This window comes from Nonomuraea sp. JJY05 (assembly GCF_043496855.1).
Taxonomy (GTDB): domain Bacteria; phylum Actinomycetota; class Actinomycetes; order Streptosporangiales; family Streptosporangiaceae; genus Nonomuraea.
The window spans coordinates 176,848-194,740 of the sequence record NZ_JBIEIS010000007.1; the positions used below are offsets into that span (position 1 = coordinate 176,848).

The following is a 17,893-nucleotide window of genomic DNA, read 5'->3' on the forward strand; positions in this document are numbered from 1 at the left end:
AGACAGAAGGCCCGAAGTGGGGACTCCGGGCCCTCAGCTGTCACTCCTACCCCGATTACGGCTTCGACGGAACCGTGATTTTGCCGTCGACGATGTCCTTCTTGGCCGCGTCGAGCTTGTCCTTGATGTCGTCGATCTCGCCGCCGGTGGTGGACAGGCCCACGCCGTCGACCTTGAGGTCGTACGTGATGTTGGAGCCGCCCTTGGCACCGCCCTGGAAGGCCTTGATGAACTCGAACACGCCGACGTCGACGCGCTTGAGCATCGAGGTCATGATGACGCTCTGCAGGTCGGTCTCCTTGACCGTCTGGCGCTGGTCGGAGTCGACGCCGATGGCCTTCTTCTTGGCCGCGGCCGCCGCCTGGAAGACGCCCAGGCCCGAGTCGCCGGAGGCGTGGTAGACGATGTCGGCGCCGTCCTGGTACATCTTCTCGGCCGCGACCTTGCCCTTGTCGGGGGCCTTGAAGCCGGAGAAGTCACCGTCGGGGGTGAGGTACTTGATGTCGATCTTGGCGTCCGGCTTGACCGACTTCACGCCGGCCACGAAGCCCGCCTCGAACTTCTTGATCAGGTCGTTCTCGACACCGCCGACGAAGCCCACGTGGTTGGACTTGGACTTGGTGGCCGCCGCGACGCCCGCCAGGTAGGAGCCCTGCTCCTCGGCGAACAGCAGGCCGGTCACGTTGGGCCCGTTGGAGGCGGAGTCGACCACCGCGAACTGGATGTCGGGGTACTCGGCCGCCGTCTTCTTGATGTCGTCGCCGTACGCGAAGCCGACGCCGATGATCGGGTTGTAACCCGCGTCGGCGAGCTGGCGCAGCAGGTCACCGCGGTTGGAGCCGTCGGCCGCAGGGCTCAGCTCCTTGATGTCCGCCTGGAGGTCCGTCTTGGCTTTCTCCAGACCGGCGTAGGCCGCGTCGTTGAAGGACTTGTCGCCCCGGCCGCCGACGTCGAACGCCAGACCCACCTTGAGCGCGCCCTTCGCCGCCTCACTGCTCGCGCCGGCGCTGCTCGGCGCCTCGCTGGCCGTGGTGCCCCCGCCACCGCCGCCACAGGCGGCAACTGCCATGAGCATGACCCCGGCTACCGAGCCGATCGCCATCCTGTTGAATCGCTTGCCGAGCAAGGCGACTCCCTTCCCTTTCCCCGTCGTCTTCGCCGCTGTCGATACTTCATCGCACGCGCGAAGCACGTACGGCACCTGCACGGAAGATAGTTGCTTGACCAGGGCGAACCAAACCAGCACACAGGGTCGCAACCGCTCCGTTATCGACATCACTCGCGTCCGTGACCTGAAGGACGAATCCAACGCAATCCCAGACACATGGAAAGTTTTGCCCAACTTTGACCCCTTGTGCCGGCGCGGATCATGACGGAGATTCCGACAGACGGTGGAAACCTGATCTCGGAGCCCCGTATGCATCCTTGGAAGGCATTGACCGTGCCGCTGGCCACGCTGCTCGTCGTGGCCCTGAGTGGAACCACGCCCGCCACGGCCGGCACCCCGGCCATCAAGATCGAGAACAACGCCACCCAGCCCGTCTTCTCCCGCGCGGACGCCGTCAAGCAGACGGTGTTCGTCGATGTCGAGGGCACCGACAGCGACAACGACGGCAAGCCCGACCGGGTCGCCGTCGACATCCTGCGCCCCAAGGAGACCGACCAGGGCCTGAAGGTCCCGGTCATCATGGAGGCCAGCCCGTACTACGCCGGCGGCAACGACGTCCCCAACCACCCCGTGGACGTGGACGCGAACGGCAACCCGCTGCCCGCCCTCGCCGCGGCCAGGAACAAGCTGGCCGCCGAGCCCTTCGACGGCTACTACGACAACTACTTCCTGCCCCGCGGCTACGCCATCGCGCTGGTGGAGAACCTCGGCAGCGGCCGCGCCACCGGCTGCCCCACCTCCGGCGACCGTAACGAGACGGCCGGCCCGAAGGCCGCGATCGACTGGCTGAACGGCCGCGCCAAGGGCTTCGACGCCGACGGCAACCCGGTCGAGGCCACCTGGTCGACGGGCAAGGTCGGCATGATCGGCGTCTCGTACAACGGCACGCTGCCCAACGCGGTCGCCACGACCGGCGTCGAGGGCCTCAAGACGATCGTGCCGATCGCCTCGATCTCCAGCTGGTACGACTACTACCGCGCCAACGGCGGCGTGCTGGCACCTGGCGGCTTCCAGGGCGAGGACCTGGACGTGCTCGCCAAGTACGTGCTGACCAGGCAGGACGGCCAGGCCGCCTGCGGCGCGCTGATCGACGGGATCACCACGGCCCAGGACCGGATCACCGGCGACTACAGCGCGATGTGGGACGCCCGCAACTACCTGAACGACGTCGGCAAGGTCAAGGCCAGCGTCTTCCTGGTGCACGGCCTCAACGACTGGAACGTCAAGACCAAGCAGTTCGCCCAGTGGTGGTACGCCCTGGCCAAGCGGCACGTGCCGCGCAAGATCTGGCTGCACCAGGGCACCCACATGAACCCCTTCAACCTGCGCACGGTCGAGTGGCTGCGCCAGCTGCACGGCTGGTTCGACCACTGGCTGTACGGGATCGACTCGGGCATCATGCGCGAGCCGCAGGCAGACGTGGAGATCGCGCCCGGCCAGTGGGACCGGCACGCGTCATGGCCGCTGCCCGGCGCGGCCACGGTGCCGCTCCGGCTGGGCTCGGGCTCGAAGCTGGGCCTGCTGCCCGGCCCGCACTCGGCCAGGGAGTCGTTCGTGGACCAGAAGGCCAGGACGGCCGAGCAGCTGGTGGAGGCCACGGGGTCCGATCCGAACCGGCTGGCGTACGTGACCGGCGATCTGCCCGCCGACGTGCGGATCTCCGGAACCCCGACGGTGTCGGTGCGGGCCTCGTTCAAGGACGGCGCGTCGCCGTACCTGACGGCGCTGCTCGTGGACTACGGCACGGACGTCCGCGCGAACGGCTCGCTGGTCTCGACCGGCCAGTCCTACTGCTACGGCGAGGGCGTCCCGGGTGACACGGGCTGCACGACGCTCAGGACGCTCGGCACCGCCACCACCCCGTACAAGATCGTCACCAGGGGCTGGCTGGACGTCCGCAACCGGCACCGCCCGGACCGGACCGAGGCCCTGCGCCCGGGCAAGGAGTACACGTTCACGTGGGACTTCCAGCCGACGGACTACCTGTTCAAGAAGGGCCACCGGCTGGGCCTCGTGATCATCTCGACCGACTTCGACTACACCCTGCGTTACCCGCCGGGCACGAAGATCACAGTCTCGCCCGGGCAGTCGTCGCTGCGACTGCCCGTGGTCTTCGGCAAGCTGCTGTAGGGACTAGGCCATCGCGGTGGTGGTGACCGTGTCGAGCGGGCCGACCTCCCACAGCGCGGTCAGCGCCGTGGCGGCCATGACGCGCACGCCCATCGCGATGGCCTTCTCGTCGACGTCGAAGGTGCCCTGGTGGATGTCGTACGTCACGCCGTCGGGCGAGCGCGTGCCCAGGCGGGCGAACGCGCCGGGGATCGACTCGAGGTACCAGGCGAAGTCCTCGCCGCCGAGCGACTGCTGGGTCGGGACCACCGCGCCCGCGCCGAGCACGCGCTCGGCGGCCTCGGCCAGCATCTCGACGCTGACCTCGTCGTTGACGACCGGCGGCACGCCACGCGTGTAGTCCATCTCGGCCTCCACGCCGTAGGCGCCGGCCACCGACTCCAGCAGCGACTTGATCAGGTCGGGCGCGGCGTGCCAGGCGCCCTCGTCGAGGCAGCGGACCGTCCCGGCGGCCAGGCCGTCGTCGGGGATCGCGTTGGCCGCCGTGCCGGCCTCGACCTTGCCCCAGACCAGGCTCAGCGAGGAGCGCGGGTCGACCCGGCGCGACAGGGCGGCGGGCAGCTCGGTGAGGATCTTGGCCAGTGCGAAGACCAGGTCGGCGGTCAGGTGGGGACGGGCGGTGTGCCCGCCGGGACCCGACACCCTGACGACCAGCTTGTCGCATGCCGAGGTGATCGGGCCGGCCTTGAGCCCGACCTGGCCGACGTCCACGCGCGGGTCGCAGTGGAGGCCGAAGATGCGGTCGACGCCGCTGATGCCGCCCTGGGCCATGACCTCGAGCGCGCCGCCGGGCAGCTCCTCAGCGGGCTGGAAGATCAGGCGCACCCGGCCGGGCAGCAGGCCGGCGGCGGCCTGCTGGGCAAGGAAGAGCGAGGTGCCGAGCAGGACCGTGGTATGCACGTCGTGGCCGCACGCGTGGCAGACGCCGGCCACAGTGGAGCGGTAGGGCGCGTCCTTCTCGTCCTGCAGCGGCAGCGCGTCGATGTCGGCGCGCAGCGCGACGGTCGGGCCGTCGCCGCTGCCCACGTCGCAGATCAGCCCGGTGCCGCGCGGGAGCACCGAGGGGGTCAACCCGGCGGCGGTGAGCCGCTCGGCGATCCGCTGCGTCGTGCGATATTCCGCGAAGGCCAACTCAGGGTGCATGTGCAGGTCGCGGCGGAACGCCACGAGATCCTGCTCGGTCTCCGCCAGGAACGCGTCGAGTTCCCCCCGAAGCTCACGTCCCCGCATATGTCACCGTCCCGTCCATGCCGCGCGCACCAATATGTCTGACCACCGCGGCTCATCCGCTGTGAAAGCTCGTCATCCCGCCGTGGCCTCCCGGTCGAGCGGCCACTCGGCGGATCAAAAAACACACCCACTGGTCGGGGTGCGCGAGATCGTCAGCATGGGCTTTGCGTTCGCCTGTCGCGAGCGCCGCTGCAGCCCGGGAGCACAGCGGTCGGCCGTGAGCCCGATGGCGATGCTTCGACTTTATCGCCCCGGCGCAAGTCCGCGGTGACAGATACTCCAAAAGTTCCTGCGAGCATGTCCGTAACCCCAGGTGGTCACGGTCTGTGAACATTCAGGTGATCCGGAAATGGTCACAACGGATCAGTAGATCATGACCCAACGCTGCCAGTTCAAACGTGGTCAGCGATTCCGAAACCTGTCACCTTCTGTCATGGTCATGACACTTCGGCGATGGCTGCATTTGAGAAGAATGCGTGTTTCACTCGCAATATGATCACTAATATCCCGTTCGGGGAGAAGTATGCTGGGTTGAGCATCTTCAAGCCGAGCGAGGGGACCCTGGTGGTCGTACCCTCGCTCTCCCTTCCACAGGATGAGCTCCGCCGGATCACTGGGGCCAGGTCCTACGAGGAGCGGCTGCTGTTCCTGCTGCTCACGCTCCGCGAGCCCGGGGTCAAGGTGGTCTACCTCTCCTCCGCGCCCATCGATCCCGACATCGTCGACTACTACTTCGCCTTCCTGCCGGATCCGGATGACGCGGCCAAACGGCTCACGCTGATCAGCCTCGACGACCCTTGGTCTCAGCCGCTGACCAAGGCCCTGCTCGCCCGTCCGGACGCGCTGGAGCAAGTGCGCGCGGCTGTCGAGGGCGACGCCTGGCTGGTGCCGTTCGTCCTGAGCGAGCTCGAGGAGGAGCTCGCCTCGTTACTCAACGTCCCCCTCTACGGACCGGCCACCGCCCTGGCCTATTACGGCTCCAAGAGCGGGGCGCGCGAGGTTGGGCACGAGGCGGGCGTGCCGATGGCGCGGGGCTTCGGCGACGTCCGGCACGTGCTGGAGATCGAGGAGGCGATCGAGGCCCTGCCGGGCGAGCGGGTGATCGTCAAGCTGAACGACGGCTACTCCGGGCTCGGCAACGCGATCGTCACCAAGGCCGACAGGTCGCTGACCAGCTTCTCGGCCTCCGGCGAGACCTGGGCCAGCTTCACCGCGAAGATCAGGGACCGGGGGGCGGTGGTCGAGGAGTTCATCGAGCATCGGCCGCTGTACTACCCGAGCGCCCTGGCCTGCATCACGCCGGGCGGCACCGCGCAGGTGCTGGCCACGCACGACCAGGTGCTCGGCGGGCCCAACGGCCACGTCTACCAGGGCTGCACGTTCCCCGCGGCGCCCGAGTACCGGGCCGAGGTGGGCTCGGCCGCCGAGCGGATCGCCGGCGTCCTGGCCGATCGGGGCGTGGTGGGGATATTCGGAATGGACTTCTTCGCGCTGAAGGCCGACGCCGGGTACGCGGCGCTGCTGTGCGAGATCAATCTGCGGATCGGCGGCACCACGCATCCGTTCGGCGCCGCCGTGCTGACGACCGGGGCCACGTACGATCCGGCCACCGGCCTCCTCATGTCCGGAAATCAGCCGAAGTTCTACACCGCGACCGACAATTGCTCATCGACTTGCCTGCGCGGGCGCGGCCCGGGCGAGGTCGTGCGCATGGCCGATCGGCTCGGGATCGGGTTCGACGCGGAACGGCGTACCGGGAACGTCTTCCACCTGCTCGGGGCCGTCCCCGAGCACGGGAAGCTGGGCTTCACCTCGATCGGCGACTCCCGGGAGGAGGCGGACGAGCTGCACGCCCTCACCCGGCGTCTCCTATGCGGCCCGTGACCCCCTTGCCGCTGCTCCCGCGCAGCCCCCGCCAGCCGATGATCCCCAGCACGACGGCGAGGATGATGTTCACCGCGATCAGGATTCCGTGCACCACGTAGAAGCTGGTCGGATGCCCGTCGGCCAAGTTAAACCCGAGGTTCACCCACTCGAAGATCATGAATGCGCCCAGGATGATGAGGAATCCGGCGATCTTTCGTGACATCAGCGCCTCTCTAGTATCGAAGGTGGATCAACGGGGGATGTGTCGCCACATGGGCATTCACTCGAAGCTACGCTGAGATCGCCATGTGGACGAAACTCGTGCCGGTCACGGCACTCATCGCCTCGGTCTCGCTCACCGGCGGGACCGCATATGCCGCTCCGACGACACCCGTCGGAGGTGAGGCGCTGGGCAGCCGCGGCCTGGTGGCGCCCGAGGGCGTCAAAGCACCACCCAAGACTCAGGCTACGTCGTACGTCATCGCGGACGTGGACACGGGTGAGGTGCTCGCGGCCAAGGACCCGCACGGGCGCTACCTGCCGGCCAGCACGCTCAAGACGCTGACCGCGCTCACGCTCATCCCCAAGCTCGACAAGGACCGCAAGATCCGGCCCAGCCAGAACGCCTGCAACCAGGAGGGCACGGCGGTCGGCCTGTCGGTCAAGGCGACGTACAAGATCGACGACCTGTTCAGGGCGCTGATGATGTCGTCGGGGAACGACGCGGCCATGGCCCTGGCCGAGACGAACGGCGGCCTGGCCAAGACCATGAGCGACATGAACGCCACGGCCAAGCGGCTGCAGGCGTACGACACCGTGGCCAAGACGCCCAGCGGGCTGGACAAGCCGGGGCAGAGCAGCTCGGCGTACGACCTGGCGCTGATCGCCCGCGCCGGCCTCGCCAATCCTGCTTTCCGGGGATATATCAGCACGAAGACTTCTAAGTTCCCCGCGCCCAAGGGCTACTACGAGATCAGCAACCACAACAAGCTGCTCTGGCGCTACAAGGGCATGATCGGCGTCAAGAACGGCTGGACCTCGAAGGCCCAGGGCAGCTTCGTCGGCGCGGCCACCCGCGGCGGGCACACGATCGTCGTGAGCATCATGCGGCACGAGGGCTACTTCTGGGAGGAGGTGGCCAAGCTGCTCGACTGGGGCTTCTCGGTCAGGGGCAAGACCCAGGCGGTCGGCCGGCTCGTCGACCCGCTCCCCGAGGTCCAGGCCGCCCCGCGCTCCTCGGCTGCGCCGGCCTCCAAGGTCACGCCCGCCGCCCAGCCGCCGCTGCTGGACACGGCCGCCTCCAAGCAGACCGACTCCACGAAGACGATCGGGGCCGCGGTGATCGGCGGGGGGCTGCTGTTCGGGTTGATCTGGCTGGGATTCGGCATCCGCCGCCGGCGCGGCCGCTCACGCACCTGACGTGCCCCTTCGCAGGGCCCAGGTGTCCGGGTTCAAGGACGGGACCGGGGACGGAGAAGGCGGCGGGCAGCGGCCGGCGGTGGCCGTCCAGGCGGCCACGTAGAGCACGAGCCTGGCCGAGAAGTTGATCCAGACGAGCAGCCCGACGATGACGGCGAACGTCCCGTAGACCGGGTTCGTCAGCGTCTGCCCGAGCAGCAGCGTCGCGGCCTGCTTGAGCACCCCGAACCCGATCGCGCCCAGCAGCGCCCCCCTGGCGATCAGCCGGAACGGCCGGGTCGGCCGGTCCACCCACCCGAGCAGGATCAGGAACAGCAGCCAGTCGGCCCCCACGCTCGCCGCCACGCCCGCGAACCGCAGCCCCCAGGTGGCCGGCGCCGACTCGCTCCCGAAGACGAACTCCATGACCTTGTCCGTGGCCGTGGTGGCGAACCCGGCGACCAGCACGGACGCGATCATCGTGGTCCCGATCAGGATGATCGAGGCCAGGTCGCGCAGCTTGCCGACGAGGAAGTTGAGCGGCGGCGCGGTGGTCATCGACATCTCGCGCAGGGCACCGCGCAGCGCGTCGAGCGCGCCGAGCCCAGCGTAGAGCAGACCGAGCAGACCGATGGCCCCGGCGGTCTGCCTGGCCGTGGCGATGGCGTCGAGGTTGAGCTGGGTGGCGATGCCGGGCAGCCGTTCGATGATCGCCTTCTCCAGCGCGTCCCTGGTGGCCTGGCTGGTCGCCACCACGAACCCGAGCACCGCGTACGAGAGCGCCACGAGCGGGAAGAACGACAGGAACGCGTAGTAGGTCACGGCGCCCGCCAGCGTGTCGCCGGACTGGTGCTGGTAACGCCGCACCGCCCTGACCAGATGGTCTAACGCCGGTCGCCGTTCCCGCCAGCGGCGCACCTTGCCGCGACCCCAGGCCTTGACCGCCCCGATCCGCTTCATCACGCTCGCCATCACGCGCCTCCTGGGGACCCACTACCCCGGCGCCAGGGCGACGATCAGGGGTTCGCCACCATATCCGCCGATTCGATCAGTGTGGAGAGGACCGCCGTCAGATCGTGGTGGAGCAGCCGCCCGTCGCGCTTGACCACCCGCCCGCCGACCAGCACCGTGTCCACGGCGCTGGTGTCGGCGTTGAGCACGACGGCGCCGATCGGGTCGTGCGCCGCCGCCATGCCGAGCGTGTCCGTACGCAGCAGCACCAGGTCTGCCTGCTTGCCCGGCCGCAGCGAGCCGATGACGTCCGCGAGGCCCAGCACCTGGGCGCCCTCGAAGGTGGCCATGCGCAGCGCGTCGCGGGTGGTGAAGCCCATCCCGGCGCCGTCGGGGAGGCCGCGTTCGAGCAGGTGGGTCGTACGCATCAGGCTGAACATGTCTCCCGGCGCGCACACCACGGTGTCCGCGCCGAGGCCCGTCGGGACCCCCGCCGCCCGCAGCCGCCCGGTGGCGGGATAGCCGAGGCCCAGGTTCATCTCGTCCACGGGGGCGAGCGAGGCGGAGCCGCCGGCGGCGGCGATGCGACGCAGCGCCTCGTCGGTGTAGTGCAGCGCGTGCACGAAGGTCGTGGGGGTGGTCAGGAGGCCGTTCGCCTCCAGGAACGCGAGCCCGCGCTCGGCGCTCTCCTGGCCGTGACCGCCCAGGTGCGCGGTGACGGGAAGGCCGAGCTCGGCCGCCACCCGCCACTCCTCCAGCGCGCGCTCCTCCCCCACGATCTCCGGGCCGAGCGCCGCGACCACCATCGTGACCAGCCCGGACGCGCAGAAGAGCGAGTCGTGGACCCGCCGGGTCTCCTTGGTCAGCTCACCGGAGTCGCCGCCGTAGCAGTAGCCGAACACGGCCCTGATGCCGGACTCGCCCAGCGCCCGTACGGCCGCGTCGGTGTGGTCCGGGCTGAACTGGACGTGCGACCAGTCGAGCAGCGTGGTGATGCCCGCGTCCAGGCACTCCAGCGCCCCCGCGAGGTTGCCCGCGTAGACGTCCTGGGGGCGGTGGCGGGGGGCGAGCTCGGCGAGGACCCGCCGCAGGTAGGTGTCGAACGTGATGTCGGGCGCGACGGCCCTGATGCCCGCCTGCCAGGTGTGGCGGTGGGTGTCGACGAATCCGGGAAGCACGATCCGCCCGGTCGCGTCGATCACCTCCGCACCCGGGACGTCCGGCAGGCCGGGGCCCACTTCGGCGATGAGGCCGTCCTCGATCCGCACGTCCACGTCGCCCAGCACGACGGGCTCGGGCTCGGTGTCCACGACGACGCCGTTCCTGATCAAGATCGTAGATGTCATGCTCGAAAGCTTAATAAGAAGCTTTTCAGAAAGCAATATTGCGACAGGTATCCTCGATGGCGTGAATAGCGATGAGGTCGACGCGCTGGTCCCCCGCTGGAAGGAGGCGGGCCTGTCGCCGTCGCTCATCGCCGCCCTGGAGCTCAGCAAGCGGGCGGCGCGGCTGCACCTGGTGTTCGACCAGGCGATCAAGGCCGAGCTGGCCGAGCTGGGGCTGACGTACGCCGAGTTCGACGTGCTGGCCGCGCTCAGCCGGGCGCCGGCGTACCGGATGAAGCCGAGCGAGCTGTCGAAGGCGCTGTTCCTCACGTCGGGCGGGATCAGCAACGTGCTGCAGCGGCTGGCTGCGGCGGGATACGTCGAGCGCGAGGCCAACGCGGGCGACGCGCGCAGCCGCTGGGTCCAGCTCACCGAAGAGGGGCGGCGCATGGCGGAGGCCGCGCTGGTGGCCTCGGGGCGGGCGCACGAGGAGGTGGCGGGCGGGATCCCGGACGAGGCCGTGCGGGAGGCGGCCGACGCGCTCCGCGAGGTCCTCTCCCGCGTCGGCCGCCGCCGCTACCGCTGACCCCGGCTAGGAGGTGCTCTCCCGCAACCCGTGGCGGGCCGCCCAGCCGGCGATCGCGGCGGCGATGGCCTCGGGGCGGTCCTCGGGGGCATGGTGGCCGGCCGGGCCGCAGTGCGCGGCCTCCAGGGCGGCCATGTTCGCGGCGCACCAGGCGGCCACCCCCTCCCCGATCAGCAACGTCGGCGAGGAGTCGAAGGTCAGCAGCAGCTTGGGCACGTCAGGGCTGGCCGCGAGCCACTTCCCGTAACCCTCGACCCGCTCGGCCACGTCCGCGGGCTCGCCGTCCAGCGGCAGGGACCGCGCCCACTCCAGCAGCGGCCGCCTGCTCTGCCTGGTGGGGTACGGCGACAGGTACGGCTCCTTCTCCTCCTCGCTCAGGCTCGTCAGCACCCCGCCCGAGAACGCCGTCTCCACGAGGAAGTTCTGGTCGAGCGCCAGCGCCTCCCCTTGGGCGCTCCGCAGCGTCTCGGCGCGGGCCCGCGGGGCCTCGCCCAGGTCGTCCCAGCTCATCGTGCGGACGATGGTCTCCATGAACGCCACCCCCCGGACCCGCTCCGGGTGCCGGGCGGCCCAGTCGAACGCGAGCGCGCCACCCCAGTCGTGCCCCACGAGCACCACCTCGTCCAACCCGAGCGCGTCGAACCACGCGTCGAGGTAGCGGGCGTGGTCGCCGAACCGGTACGGGATGTCCGGCTTCCCCGAGCGCCCCATGCCGATGAGGTCGGGGGCCAGCAGGCGGCCGTCCAGCCCCGGCAGCACTTTCCGCCACAGATAGGACGAGGCGGGGTTTCCGTGCAGGAACACGAAGGGCAGGCCGGAGCCGCCGGAGTCCTCGAAGTACATGGTCGAGTCGAGCACGTCGATCGTCGGCATGACGGTTCTCATTTCGGTCGTAAGTGCGACTAACGTTTATGGCACTAACGAAATTACATCGTTAGTGCCACTAACGCAAGAGGCTATGATCGGGAGCATGACGGACGACCTCAGCGCCACCCCCGCCCCGCTGCGGGCCCTGCCCAGCCGGACGCTGTCGCTGGTCGCGATGCACGCCGACCGGCTGGTCAACGAGGGCCTGGCCGCCGTCGACGCCCGCAAGTGGCACTACGCGGCGCTCGTCGCGCTGCGCGAGTCGGGCCCGGTGAGCCAGGCCGAGCTGAGCAGGCGCACCGGCATCTACCGCAGCGACATGGTCGCCGTCATCAACGAGCTCGCTGAGCGCGGCTTCGTCGAGCGCGCCCCCGACCCCGCCGACCGCCGCCGCAACGTCATCACCATCACCCTCGAGGGACTCCAGCAGGTACGACGGCTGCACACGCTCATCGCGAGCCTTCAGGACGAGCTGTTCGCCCCTTTGAGCCAACCGGAACGCGAGCAGTTGTCAGGTCTGCTGACCCGTCTCCTGGAGCATCATTCGCGCCCCGGCGGCTCCTCTGAGCAGGGCTGAATCCAGGACAGGCGATCTCCTGGAGCCCTAGCCTGTGGGATGTCGGGACCCACCCAGGAGGCCTCACGTCCATGTCCGAAATAGCCACCGGGCAGATGATCAGGCTCCAGCGCGAACGAAGGGGCATGAGCACCACCGCGCTGGCGACCCAGTCCGGCTGCACCCCGAGGCACATCGAGCTGATCGAGCACGGCAAGCGAACCCCCTCGCTCCCCCTGCTGCGGGAGATCGCCAAAGTGCTGGGCGTACGCACCGCCGTGCTCTTAGGGGAGACCCCGCGCGACTCGCACGAGCCCAGCCGGCCGCAGATCAGCGACATCGAGCGCGCGTTGTTCACGTGGCGCTCGCTGGAGCCCGACATCGAGCCGCCCGACGCCGACCAGCTCTCCGAACGGGTGTCCACGGCCCGCAACGCCTGGTTCACCTCGGCGCACCGCTACTCGATCCTGATGGCGTCCCTGCCGTCCCTGATCTCCGACGCCGAGAACCTCGCGCTCGCGGACACGCCGCAGGCCCACCGCGTCGCGTCCGACGCGTACATGCTGGCCAGGGGCGTGCTCAAGCACCTGCGGCGGGTCGACCTCGCGCATCTGGCCGCCGACCGGGCCATGCGGTTCGCGGAGGAGTCGGGGGATCCGCTGATCCGGGCGTGGGCGTACTGGAGCCTGGGGCAGTCGATGTTGTCGGACGACATGCACCAGATCGCGTACGACGTCGGCCGGCGCGGCATCGAGATGCTGGAGCCCCACGTCGCCGACGGCGACGACCGCCACGTCAAGGCGCTCGGCGCGCTGCACCTGCTGACCGCGATCGGCGCGGCACGCGGGGGCGACGACGACGAGGCCAGGGAGATCGTACGCGGGCCGGCGGCGCGGCTCGCGCAGCGCGTCGAGGACGGGGCCGACGTCTACGACCTGGCCTTCTTCGGGCCGACCAACGTCGCCATCCACATGGCCAGCATCGAGAACGACATGGGGCGCCCGGAGGCGGTGCTGCAGATCGCCGACGACATCGACCTGCGGCGCACCCCGTCCATCGAGCGGCGCGCCACCCACCTCAGCCAGGTCGCCCGCGCCTGCGAGGACGTCGGCGACGACGCCGCCAGCCTGCTCCACCTCCTGCGGATCGAGCGCGAATGCCCGGAGGAGCTGGATCACAAGCTGCTGCTGAGGGAGATGGTGCGGTCCCTGGCGCGGCGGGCGCGGCCGTCGTGGGCACCGGAGGTCCGCTACCTGGCCGAGCGCCACGGCATCGCGAACTGAGAGTTCGGTCCGTACGAACGGGGAGTTCTTCGGCCCGAGTTCGTCACGGAGCGGGATGCGGGTGACACGCTGCGTTAATGACCACAGCGCCGAGTGCCGAGTTCGTCATGGAACGACTGCTTCAGGAGGCGACGCGGGAGTTCCCCGGGTGGTCGTTCCAGCGGGATCGCTCAGGCTGGACGGCCACTCATGGGGAGACCCGGCTCACCCGCCCCAGCCTGGCGGCCCTGCGCGCCCTGCTGCGCCTGCACCGGAGCGCCCGCCGGAACTGACTCGAGGGCCGGCGGGCCTCGGCGGCTTCGACACCTCAGCGGCGGCTCGGCGAATCCGGCGCCTCAGCCGCGGCGGGGCTCGGCGGGTCCGGTGCCTCAGCGGCCGGGCCGGTCGAGCACCTTGGCGGCGAAGTCGTCGATGACGGCGGCGACCTGATCGGGAGCCTTGAGATGGGCGGAATGCCCCTGCCCGCGCAGCACCACCCGCTCCACCCGCGGCATCGCCCGCTCCAGCGCGTCGAGCCTCTCCCCGAGATGCGCCGGACTGCGCTCACCCCCGAGCAGCACGGTGGGCACCTCGATCCCCGAGTAGGCGTCGAGCCGCACGCCGAGCGTGTCCATGCCCACGTTGTCCTCGATCTGCGACGGGACGAGCGCCCGCATCCTCGGCACCACCGTCACGAACGCTCCGGCCAGGACCGCCACCCACGCGGGCACCCGTACGGAGCCCCGCAGGAAAACCCTCATCGCCTTCCCCGGCCGACCGGCCGCGATCGCGGCCCGCGCCCGCGCGTGCACCTCACCGTGCGGCCCTCCGAGCGGCGCCCCGATCACGGTGGGCGGCTCGTACAGGACCGCCCCCGCGAACGCCGACGGGTCGGCCACCAGGGTCTCCAGCGCGATCACCGCGCCTGAGGAGTGCCCGGCGAGCACCATCGGCCCGCCGCCCAGCGCCGCCGCCACGGCCAGGACGTGCTCGACCTCCTGAGCGACCGTGCAGGACGCGCCGTCGAGATCGAGCCGGTAGCGGCGCCGGTGCAGCCGCACGACCCGATGGCGCGCGGCGAGCCGCGCGGCCACCTCCCGCCAGGACGAGCCGTCGTCGAGGCCGGGATGGAGAACGAGAACGATCGGCCCCCGCCCCTCATCGATGGCCCGCGCCTCGGTCCCGTCGGCCGTCATCGCCTTGATCATCAGCCAGCCTCCTTAGCGACGCTAAGGCCAATTTAGCACCGCTAAGGCAGCGCGGCTACCGGGGATGCCGTCACCGACGTCCGTCCTCGGAACGCGGCACCTCGTGACGGTGGCTGCTCGGTGCGGATGACCGGTGCGATGACCGGGGCGTATGGGCTCACCTACCGGCGGCGACCGGCTCGGCGTCGGGGCTGGCGGCTGGTGTGGCGGCGCTGCGCAGCGGGAGCTGGCGGATGAAGAAGGCCAGGACGATGCCGACGGCGGTCACGGCCGCGCCCCAGGTGAACAGGGTGGTGATGCCGTTGGTGACGGCTTGCTGGAACAGGTGCTGGGCCGCTTCGGGGAGGGCGCGCAGCGCTTGCGGGGTCATCGAGGTGGCGGAGGCGGCCACGCTCTGCGCGGCCGGTCCCGCCTGCGCCAGGGAGTCGGCCAGTTGGTTGGCGTAGACGGCGCCGAGCAGGGAGACGCCGAGCGAGCTGCCCATGTTGCGCAGGAAGGTCGACACCCCGGTGCCCGCGCCCATGTCGCGCAGGTCGAGGCTGTTCTGGGCGATGAGGGTGCTGGTCTGCATCAGCGCGCCCATGCCGGCGCCCAGGACCACCATGTAGAGGGCCGTCATCGTGGTGGTGGTGCCGAGGTCCACGGTGGCGAAGAGTGCCAGGCCGGCGGTGACGAGGATGGAGCCGATGATGGGCAGCGACTTGTAGTGTCCGGTCTTGCTGATCAGCGAGCCGCCGGCCAGGCTGACGACCATCGCGGCGATCATCATCGGCATGAGCAGCAGGCCGCTGTTGGTGGCCGAGGAGCCCTGGACGAACTGCTGGAACTGCGGAAGGAAGCCCGTGGCGCCGAACATGGCGAAACCCGAGATGAAGGCGACGGCGCCGGCAAGGGAGAAGTTGCGGCTCCTGAAGACGCGCAGCGGCATGATCGGCTCGGCTGCCCGCCGCTGGACGATCACGAAGGCGACGAACCCGGCCACTGCCAGCGCCGCCAGGCCGAGGATCTGCGGCGAGCCCCAGTCGTACTGGGTGCCGCCCCAGCTGGTGATGAGCACCAGCGCGGTGATCCACACCGTCAGGAGCGCGGTGCCCCACCAGTCGATCACGGCCTTGCCGGTGCCCTTGGGCAGCTTGGCCAGGGTGATCCAGCACAGGATCAGGGTGATGACGCCGAGCGGCAGATTGACGTAGAAGGCCCAGCGCCAGCTGAGGTTGTCGGTGATGAAGCCGCCGATGAGCGGGCCGCCGATCATCGCCACCGGCATGGCGGCCATCATCACGCCCTGGTACTTGCTGCGATCCCGCGGCGGGATCATCTCACCGATGATCGACAGCACGCCGACCATCAGGCCGCCCGCTCCCAGGCCCTGCAGCGCACGGAAGCCGATCAGCTGCGCCATGTCCTGTGACATCCCGCACAGGACCGAGCCGAGCAGGAAGAGCGCCACGGCGGCGACGAAGACGATGCGCCGGCCGTACAGGTCGCCGAGCTTGCCCCAGATCGGCGTGGCCACGGTGGAGGCAAGGATGTAGCCGGTGGTCACCCACGCCAGGTGGTTCAGCCCGCCCAGCTCGCCGACGATGGTCGGCAGTGCCGGAGCGACGATCATGTTGTCCAGCATCGCCAGCAGCATGGCGATGACCAGGCCGCTCATCGTCACGAGGATCTGGCGGTGACTGAACCCCAGTCCGGCCTGCTGCCCCGCCGCCGGGGGACTCGTCGCGCTGTCTCCTGCCATCATTGCGCTCCCATTGATGCAATAGAACTTACCGGTCGGTCGGCAAGCTTACTTGCTAACCGGCCGGTAAGCAATTGCGCGAGTAGCTGTTTCGAGGGGACGGGCTACTGACCTCCAGGCGGATCCGCGAGGTGGTCGCTCATCCGGGCCCGCATGTCGGCTGTGGTGTTCTCGTGCGGGAACGGCTCGTCGGGAACCGGGAGGTCGAGTGCGGCGCACAAGGGCTGCCAGCCGTCGGCCGGCTGCCATTCCAGCAGCCGGTGCGCCGGCACGGTGGCACGGACCTCGGCAAGGTGGCGCTCGTAGGCCGCGATGACCTTGTCGCGGTCGTGGGGGTCGCCGAACGCGCCGCCGAACATGGCCCGGATCATCTCCTCCATGGCGCGGGCCTGCCCGGGGGTGCCACCGGCGTGCAGAGGCGGCCGCGCGCCGGCGAAGTCGCCGCGCGTCAGGCGGCGCGCCCCTTCCAGCACCGTACGATCCATGCTCTGGTACCAGCGCTCGACACTTTCCCGCCGGGACAGCAGCACCAGCGTGTCCGGGAACGCGGCGGACAGTTCCCGCCAGAACCACGACATCGGCCAGTCCACCCCGGCGGCGTATCCCGCGAGGAATCGCTGCCAGTCAGGCATGACACCCGCGCAGGCGTCACGCCAGACGGCCGCGTCGTCCGGCCGCCCGAACAGCTCCTGCATGTGGTAGCAAGGCGCCCCGAGCAGCCGTTCCAACGCCACCTTCAGCGACGTCGTCCCCGTACGCGGAAATCCCGCTCCTACGACTCGCAAACTCATGCCAGCCCTTCCTTCCTCGATCACGGCGATCTCGGTCACCTCCGGGCCGGCTCCGTCCCGGAGGCGCTTGCTTACCGGCCGGTTAGCAAGGTACTTGCTGACCGGCCGGTAAGCAAGCGGGTGTAGACTTTCCGGAGAGCTGAGCCTGGGAGCAAGAACAGCGATGTCAAAGACGGAACAGGTGACGGCCCCGCGGCGCAAGGGCAGCCAGACGCGGGCCGAGATCCAGCAGGCCGCGCTGTCGCTGTTCACCGAGCGCGGCTACGAGGCCACCTCGATGCGCGAGATCGCCGAGCAGATCGGCATCACCAAGGCGGCGCTCTACTACCATTTCGACAGCAAAGAGGCGATCATCCTCAGCCTCTTCCAGGACAATATGCGCGCCCTCGACGACCTGCTGGACTGGGCCGCGGGCCAGGCGCTCACGCCGGAGCTGTCCTCCGAATTCCTGGGCCGCTGGATCGCTCTGAGCGGCAGGCGGGGACTGCGGGTCATGCGGTTCGCCGCCGCCAACCACGCCACCCTGCGCAAGGTGATGCCGCTGCGGGACGGCGGCCCGCTGGAGCGGATAGGCAGGGCCACACAGCTCCTCCTCGGCCCCGACGCGCCGCTGACCGACCGGCTGTGTGTCCGGATGGCCCTGCTCAGCGTGCACAACGCCGTGCTGGCCGCCCAGGGCACCGAGGCCACGGACGACGACATCCTCGCCATCGCCACGCAAGCGGCGACGCTGCTGGTCGGCGATCTGTTCCCGGCGCCGCGGCTGCCCGCCCCCGAGTAAGCACGCGGCTGCCGGCCCGCGCCGGAATATACC

At 69.8% G+C, this 17,893-nt stretch carries 17 protein-coding genes; 8 read left to right on the forward strand and 9 right to left on the reverse strand.

Annotated elements, in window-relative coordinates:
• Positions 1-55: 55 nt before the first annotated feature.
• The gene (locus ACFKCF_RS12270) at positions 56-1,126 is read right to left on the reverse strand and encodes a BMP family protein (protein WP_394493123.1); all 1,071 of its coding nucleotides are present in this window, start codon (positions 1,124-1,126) and stop codon (positions 56-58) included.
• A gap of 291 nt (positions 1,127-1,417) precedes the next feature.
• Here ACFKCF_RS12270 and ACFKCF_RS12275 point away from each other — a divergent pair, with 291 nt between their 5' ends.
• Entirely contained in the window at positions 1,418-3,298 is a 1,881-nt protein-coding gene (locus ACFKCF_RS12275) for a Xaa-Pro dipeptidyl-peptidase (protein WP_394493124.1), read from the forward strand.
• A 3-nt stretch (positions 3,299-3,301) separates the two neighbouring features.
• Here the strand turns inward: ACFKCF_RS12275 and ACFKCF_RS12280 are convergent, their stop codons facing one another.
• Positions 3,302-4,528 carry a M20 family metallopeptidase gene (locus ACFKCF_RS12280; RefSeq protein WP_394493125.1) on the reverse strand — a complete coding sequence of 409 codons (1,227 nt, stop codon included), beginning with the start codon at positions 4,526-4,528 and terminating at the stop codon, positions 3,302-3,304.
• Positions 4,529-5,020: 492 nt separating this feature from the next.
• Here ACFKCF_RS12280 and ACFKCF_RS12285 point away from each other — a divergent pair, with 492 nt between their 5' ends.
• Positions 5,021-6,412 (forward strand): peptide ligase PGM1-related protein, encoded by a 1,392-nt coding sequence (locus ACFKCF_RS12285; RefSeq protein ID WP_394493126.1) that lies wholly within the window; start codon positions 5,021-5,023, stop codon positions 6,410-6,412.
• Here ACFKCF_RS12285 and ACFKCF_RS12290 read toward each other — a convergent pair.
• A complete protein-coding gene (locus tag ACFKCF_RS12290) occupies positions 6,384-6,617 on the reverse strand; it encodes an SCO4848 family membrane protein (RefSeq protein ID WP_394493127.1) in 234 nt (77 codons plus the stop codon). The genes ACFKCF_RS12285 and ACFKCF_RS12290 overlap by 29 nt on opposite strands.
• Before the next feature lie 83 nt (positions 6,618-6,700).
• Here ACFKCF_RS12290 and ACFKCF_RS12295 point away from each other — a divergent pair, with 83 nt between their 5' ends.
• Positions 6,701-7,813 (forward strand): D-alanyl-D-alanine carboxypeptidase family protein, encoded by a 1,113-nt coding sequence (locus tag ACFKCF_RS12295; protein ID WP_394493128.1) that lies wholly within the window; start codon positions 6,701-6,703, stop codon positions 7,811-7,813.
• Here ACFKCF_RS12295 and ACFKCF_RS12300 read toward each other — a convergent pair.
• A complete protein-coding gene (locus ACFKCF_RS12300; RefSeq protein WP_394493129.1) occupies positions 7,802-8,764 on the reverse strand; it encodes a YihY/virulence factor BrkB family protein in 963 nt (320 codons plus the stop codon). The genes ACFKCF_RS12295 and ACFKCF_RS12300 overlap by 12 nt on opposite strands.
• A 44-nt stretch (positions 8,765-8,808) precedes the next feature.
• On the reverse strand, positions 8,809-10,089 hold the full coding sequence (locus tag ACFKCF_RS12305; RefSeq protein WP_394493130.1) for an amidohydrolase family protein: 1,281 nt from the start codon (positions 10,087-10,089) through the stop codon (positions 8,809-8,811).
• A gap of 61 nt (positions 10,090-10,150) precedes the next feature.
• Between ACFKCF_RS12305 and ACFKCF_RS12310 the strand changes: the two genes are divergently transcribed.
• On the forward strand, positions 10,151-10,654 hold the full coding sequence (locus ACFKCF_RS12310; RefSeq protein WP_394493131.1) for a MarR family winged helix-turn-helix transcriptional regulator: 504 nt from the start codon (positions 10,151-10,153) through the stop codon (positions 10,652-10,654).
• 6 nt (positions 10,655-10,660) lie between these two features.
• Here ACFKCF_RS12310 and ACFKCF_RS12315 read toward each other — a convergent pair whose 3' ends face one another.
• Positions 10,661-11,539, reverse strand: coding sequence for a haloalkane dehalogenase (locus ACFKCF_RS12315; protein WP_394493132.1), 879 nt, complete (start codon positions 11,537-11,539; stop codon positions 10,661-10,663).
• Between the two features lie 85 nt (positions 11,540-11,624).
• On the opposite strand from ACFKCF_RS12315, the gene ACFKCF_RS12320 reads away from it, so the two are divergent.
• The 3 genes from ACFKCF_RS12320 to ACFKCF_RS12330 all read left to right on the forward strand — a co-directional run bounded on the left by ACFKCF_RS12320 (position 11,625) and on the right by ACFKCF_RS12330 (position 13,632).
• Positions 11,625-12,098 carry a MarR family winged helix-turn-helix transcriptional regulator gene (locus ACFKCF_RS12320; RefSeq protein WP_394493133.1) on the forward strand — a complete coding sequence of 158 codons (474 nt, stop codon included), beginning with the start codon at positions 11,625-11,627 and terminating at the stop codon, positions 12,096-12,098.
• Positions 12,099-12,169: 71 nt separating this feature from the next.
• Complete coding sequence (locus ACFKCF_RS12325) at positions 12,170-13,360, forward strand: helix-turn-helix domain-containing protein (protein WP_394493134.1); 1,191 nt, start codon at positions 12,170-12,172, stop codon at positions 13,358-13,360.
• A 77-nt stretch (positions 13,361-13,437) separates the two neighbouring features.
• Positions 13,438-13,632 (forward strand): hypothetical protein, encoded by a 195-nt coding sequence (locus tag ACFKCF_RS12330; RefSeq protein WP_394493135.1) that lies wholly within the window; start codon positions 13,438-13,440, stop codon positions 13,630-13,632.
• Positions 13,633-13,728: 96 nt separating this feature from the next.
• Here ACFKCF_RS12330 and ACFKCF_RS12335 read toward each other — a convergent pair whose 3' ends face one another.
• The 3 genes from ACFKCF_RS12335 to ACFKCF_RS12345 form a co-directional block, all read right to left on the reverse strand.
• Complete coding sequence (locus ACFKCF_RS12335) at positions 13,729-14,547, reverse strand: alpha/beta fold hydrolase (protein WP_394493136.1); 819 nt, start codon at positions 14,545-14,547, stop codon at positions 13,729-13,731.
• A 157-nt stretch (positions 14,548-14,704) separates the two neighbouring features.
• On the reverse strand, positions 14,705-16,288 hold the full coding sequence (locus tag ACFKCF_RS12340; RefSeq protein ID WP_394493137.1) for an MDR family MFS transporter: 1,584 nt from the start codon (positions 16,286-16,288) through the stop codon (positions 14,705-14,707).
• A 104-nt stretch (positions 16,289-16,392) separates the two neighbouring features.
• On the reverse strand, positions 16,393-17,079 hold the full coding sequence (locus ACFKCF_RS12345; RefSeq protein WP_394493138.1) for a sulfotransferase family protein: 687 nt from the start codon (positions 17,077-17,079) through the stop codon (positions 16,393-16,395).
• Positions 17,080-17,242: 163 nt separating this feature from the next.
• On the opposite strand from ACFKCF_RS12345, the gene ACFKCF_RS12350 reads away from it, so the two are divergent.
• Positions 17,243-17,860 carry a TetR/AcrR family transcriptional regulator gene (locus ACFKCF_RS12350; protein WP_394493139.1) on the forward strand — a complete coding sequence of 206 codons (618 nt, stop codon included), beginning with the start codon at positions 17,243-17,245 and terminating at the stop codon, positions 17,858-17,860.
• Positions 17,861-17,893: the final 33 nt, after the last annotated feature.

Coding starts and splice junctions, on each gene's coding strand:
- ACFKCF_RS12275 (WP_394493124.1), top strand. CDS start 1,418: ATGCATCCTTGGAAGGCATTGACCGTGCCGCTGGCCACGCTGCTCGTC.
- ACFKCF_RS12280 (WP_394493125.1), bottom strand. CDS start 4,528: ATGCGGGGACGTGAGCTTCGGGGGGAACTCGACGCGTTCCTGGCGGAG.
- ACFKCF_RS12285 (WP_394493126.1), top strand. CDS start 5,021: ATGATCACTAATATCCCGTTCGGGGAGAAGTATGCTGGGTTGAGCATC.
- ACFKCF_RS12290 (WP_394493127.1), bottom strand. CDS start 6,617: ATGTCACGAAAGATCGCCGGATTCCTCATCATCCTGGGCGCATTCATG.
- ACFKCF_RS12295 (WP_394493128.1), top strand. CDS start 6,701: ATGTGGACGAAACTCGTGCCGGTCACGGCACTCATCGCCTCGGTCTCG.
- ACFKCF_RS12300 (WP_394493129.1), bottom strand. CDS start 8,764: ATGGCGAGCGTGATGAAGCGGATCGGGGCGGTCAAGGCCTGGGGTCGC.
- ACFKCF_RS12305 (WP_394493130.1), bottom strand. CDS start 10,089: ATGACATCTACGATCTTGATCAGGAACGGCGTCGTCGTGGACACCGAG.
- ACFKCF_RS12315 (WP_394493132.1), bottom strand. CDS start 11,539: ATGAGAACCGTCATGCCGACGATCGACGTGCTCGACTCGACCATGTAC.
- ACFKCF_RS12320 (WP_394493133.1), top strand. CDS start 11,625: ATGACGGACGACCTCAGCGCCACCCCCGCCCCGCTGCGGGCCCTGCCC.
- ACFKCF_RS12325 (WP_394493134.1), top strand. CDS start 12,170: ATGTCCGAAATAGCCACCGGGCAGATGATCAGGCTCCAGCGCGAACGA.
- ACFKCF_RS12330 (WP_394493135.1), top strand. CDS start 13,438: ATGACCACAGCGCCGAGTGCCGAGTTCGTCATGGAACGACTGCTTCAG.
- ACFKCF_RS12335 (WP_394493136.1), bottom strand. CDS start 14,547: ATGATCAAGGCGATGACGGCCGACGGGACCGAGGCGCGGGCCATCGAT.
- ACFKCF_RS12340 (WP_394493137.1), bottom strand. CDS start 16,288: ATGGCAGGAGACAGCGCGACGAGTCCCCCGGCGGCGGGGCAGCAGGCC.
- ACFKCF_RS12345 (WP_394493138.1), bottom strand. CDS start 17,079: ATGAGTTTGCGAGTCGTAGGAGCGGGATTTCCGCGTACGGGGACGACG.
- ACFKCF_RS12350 (WP_394493139.1), top strand. CDS start 17,243: ATGTCAAAGACGGAACAGGTGACGGCCCCGCGGCGCAAGGGCAGCCAG.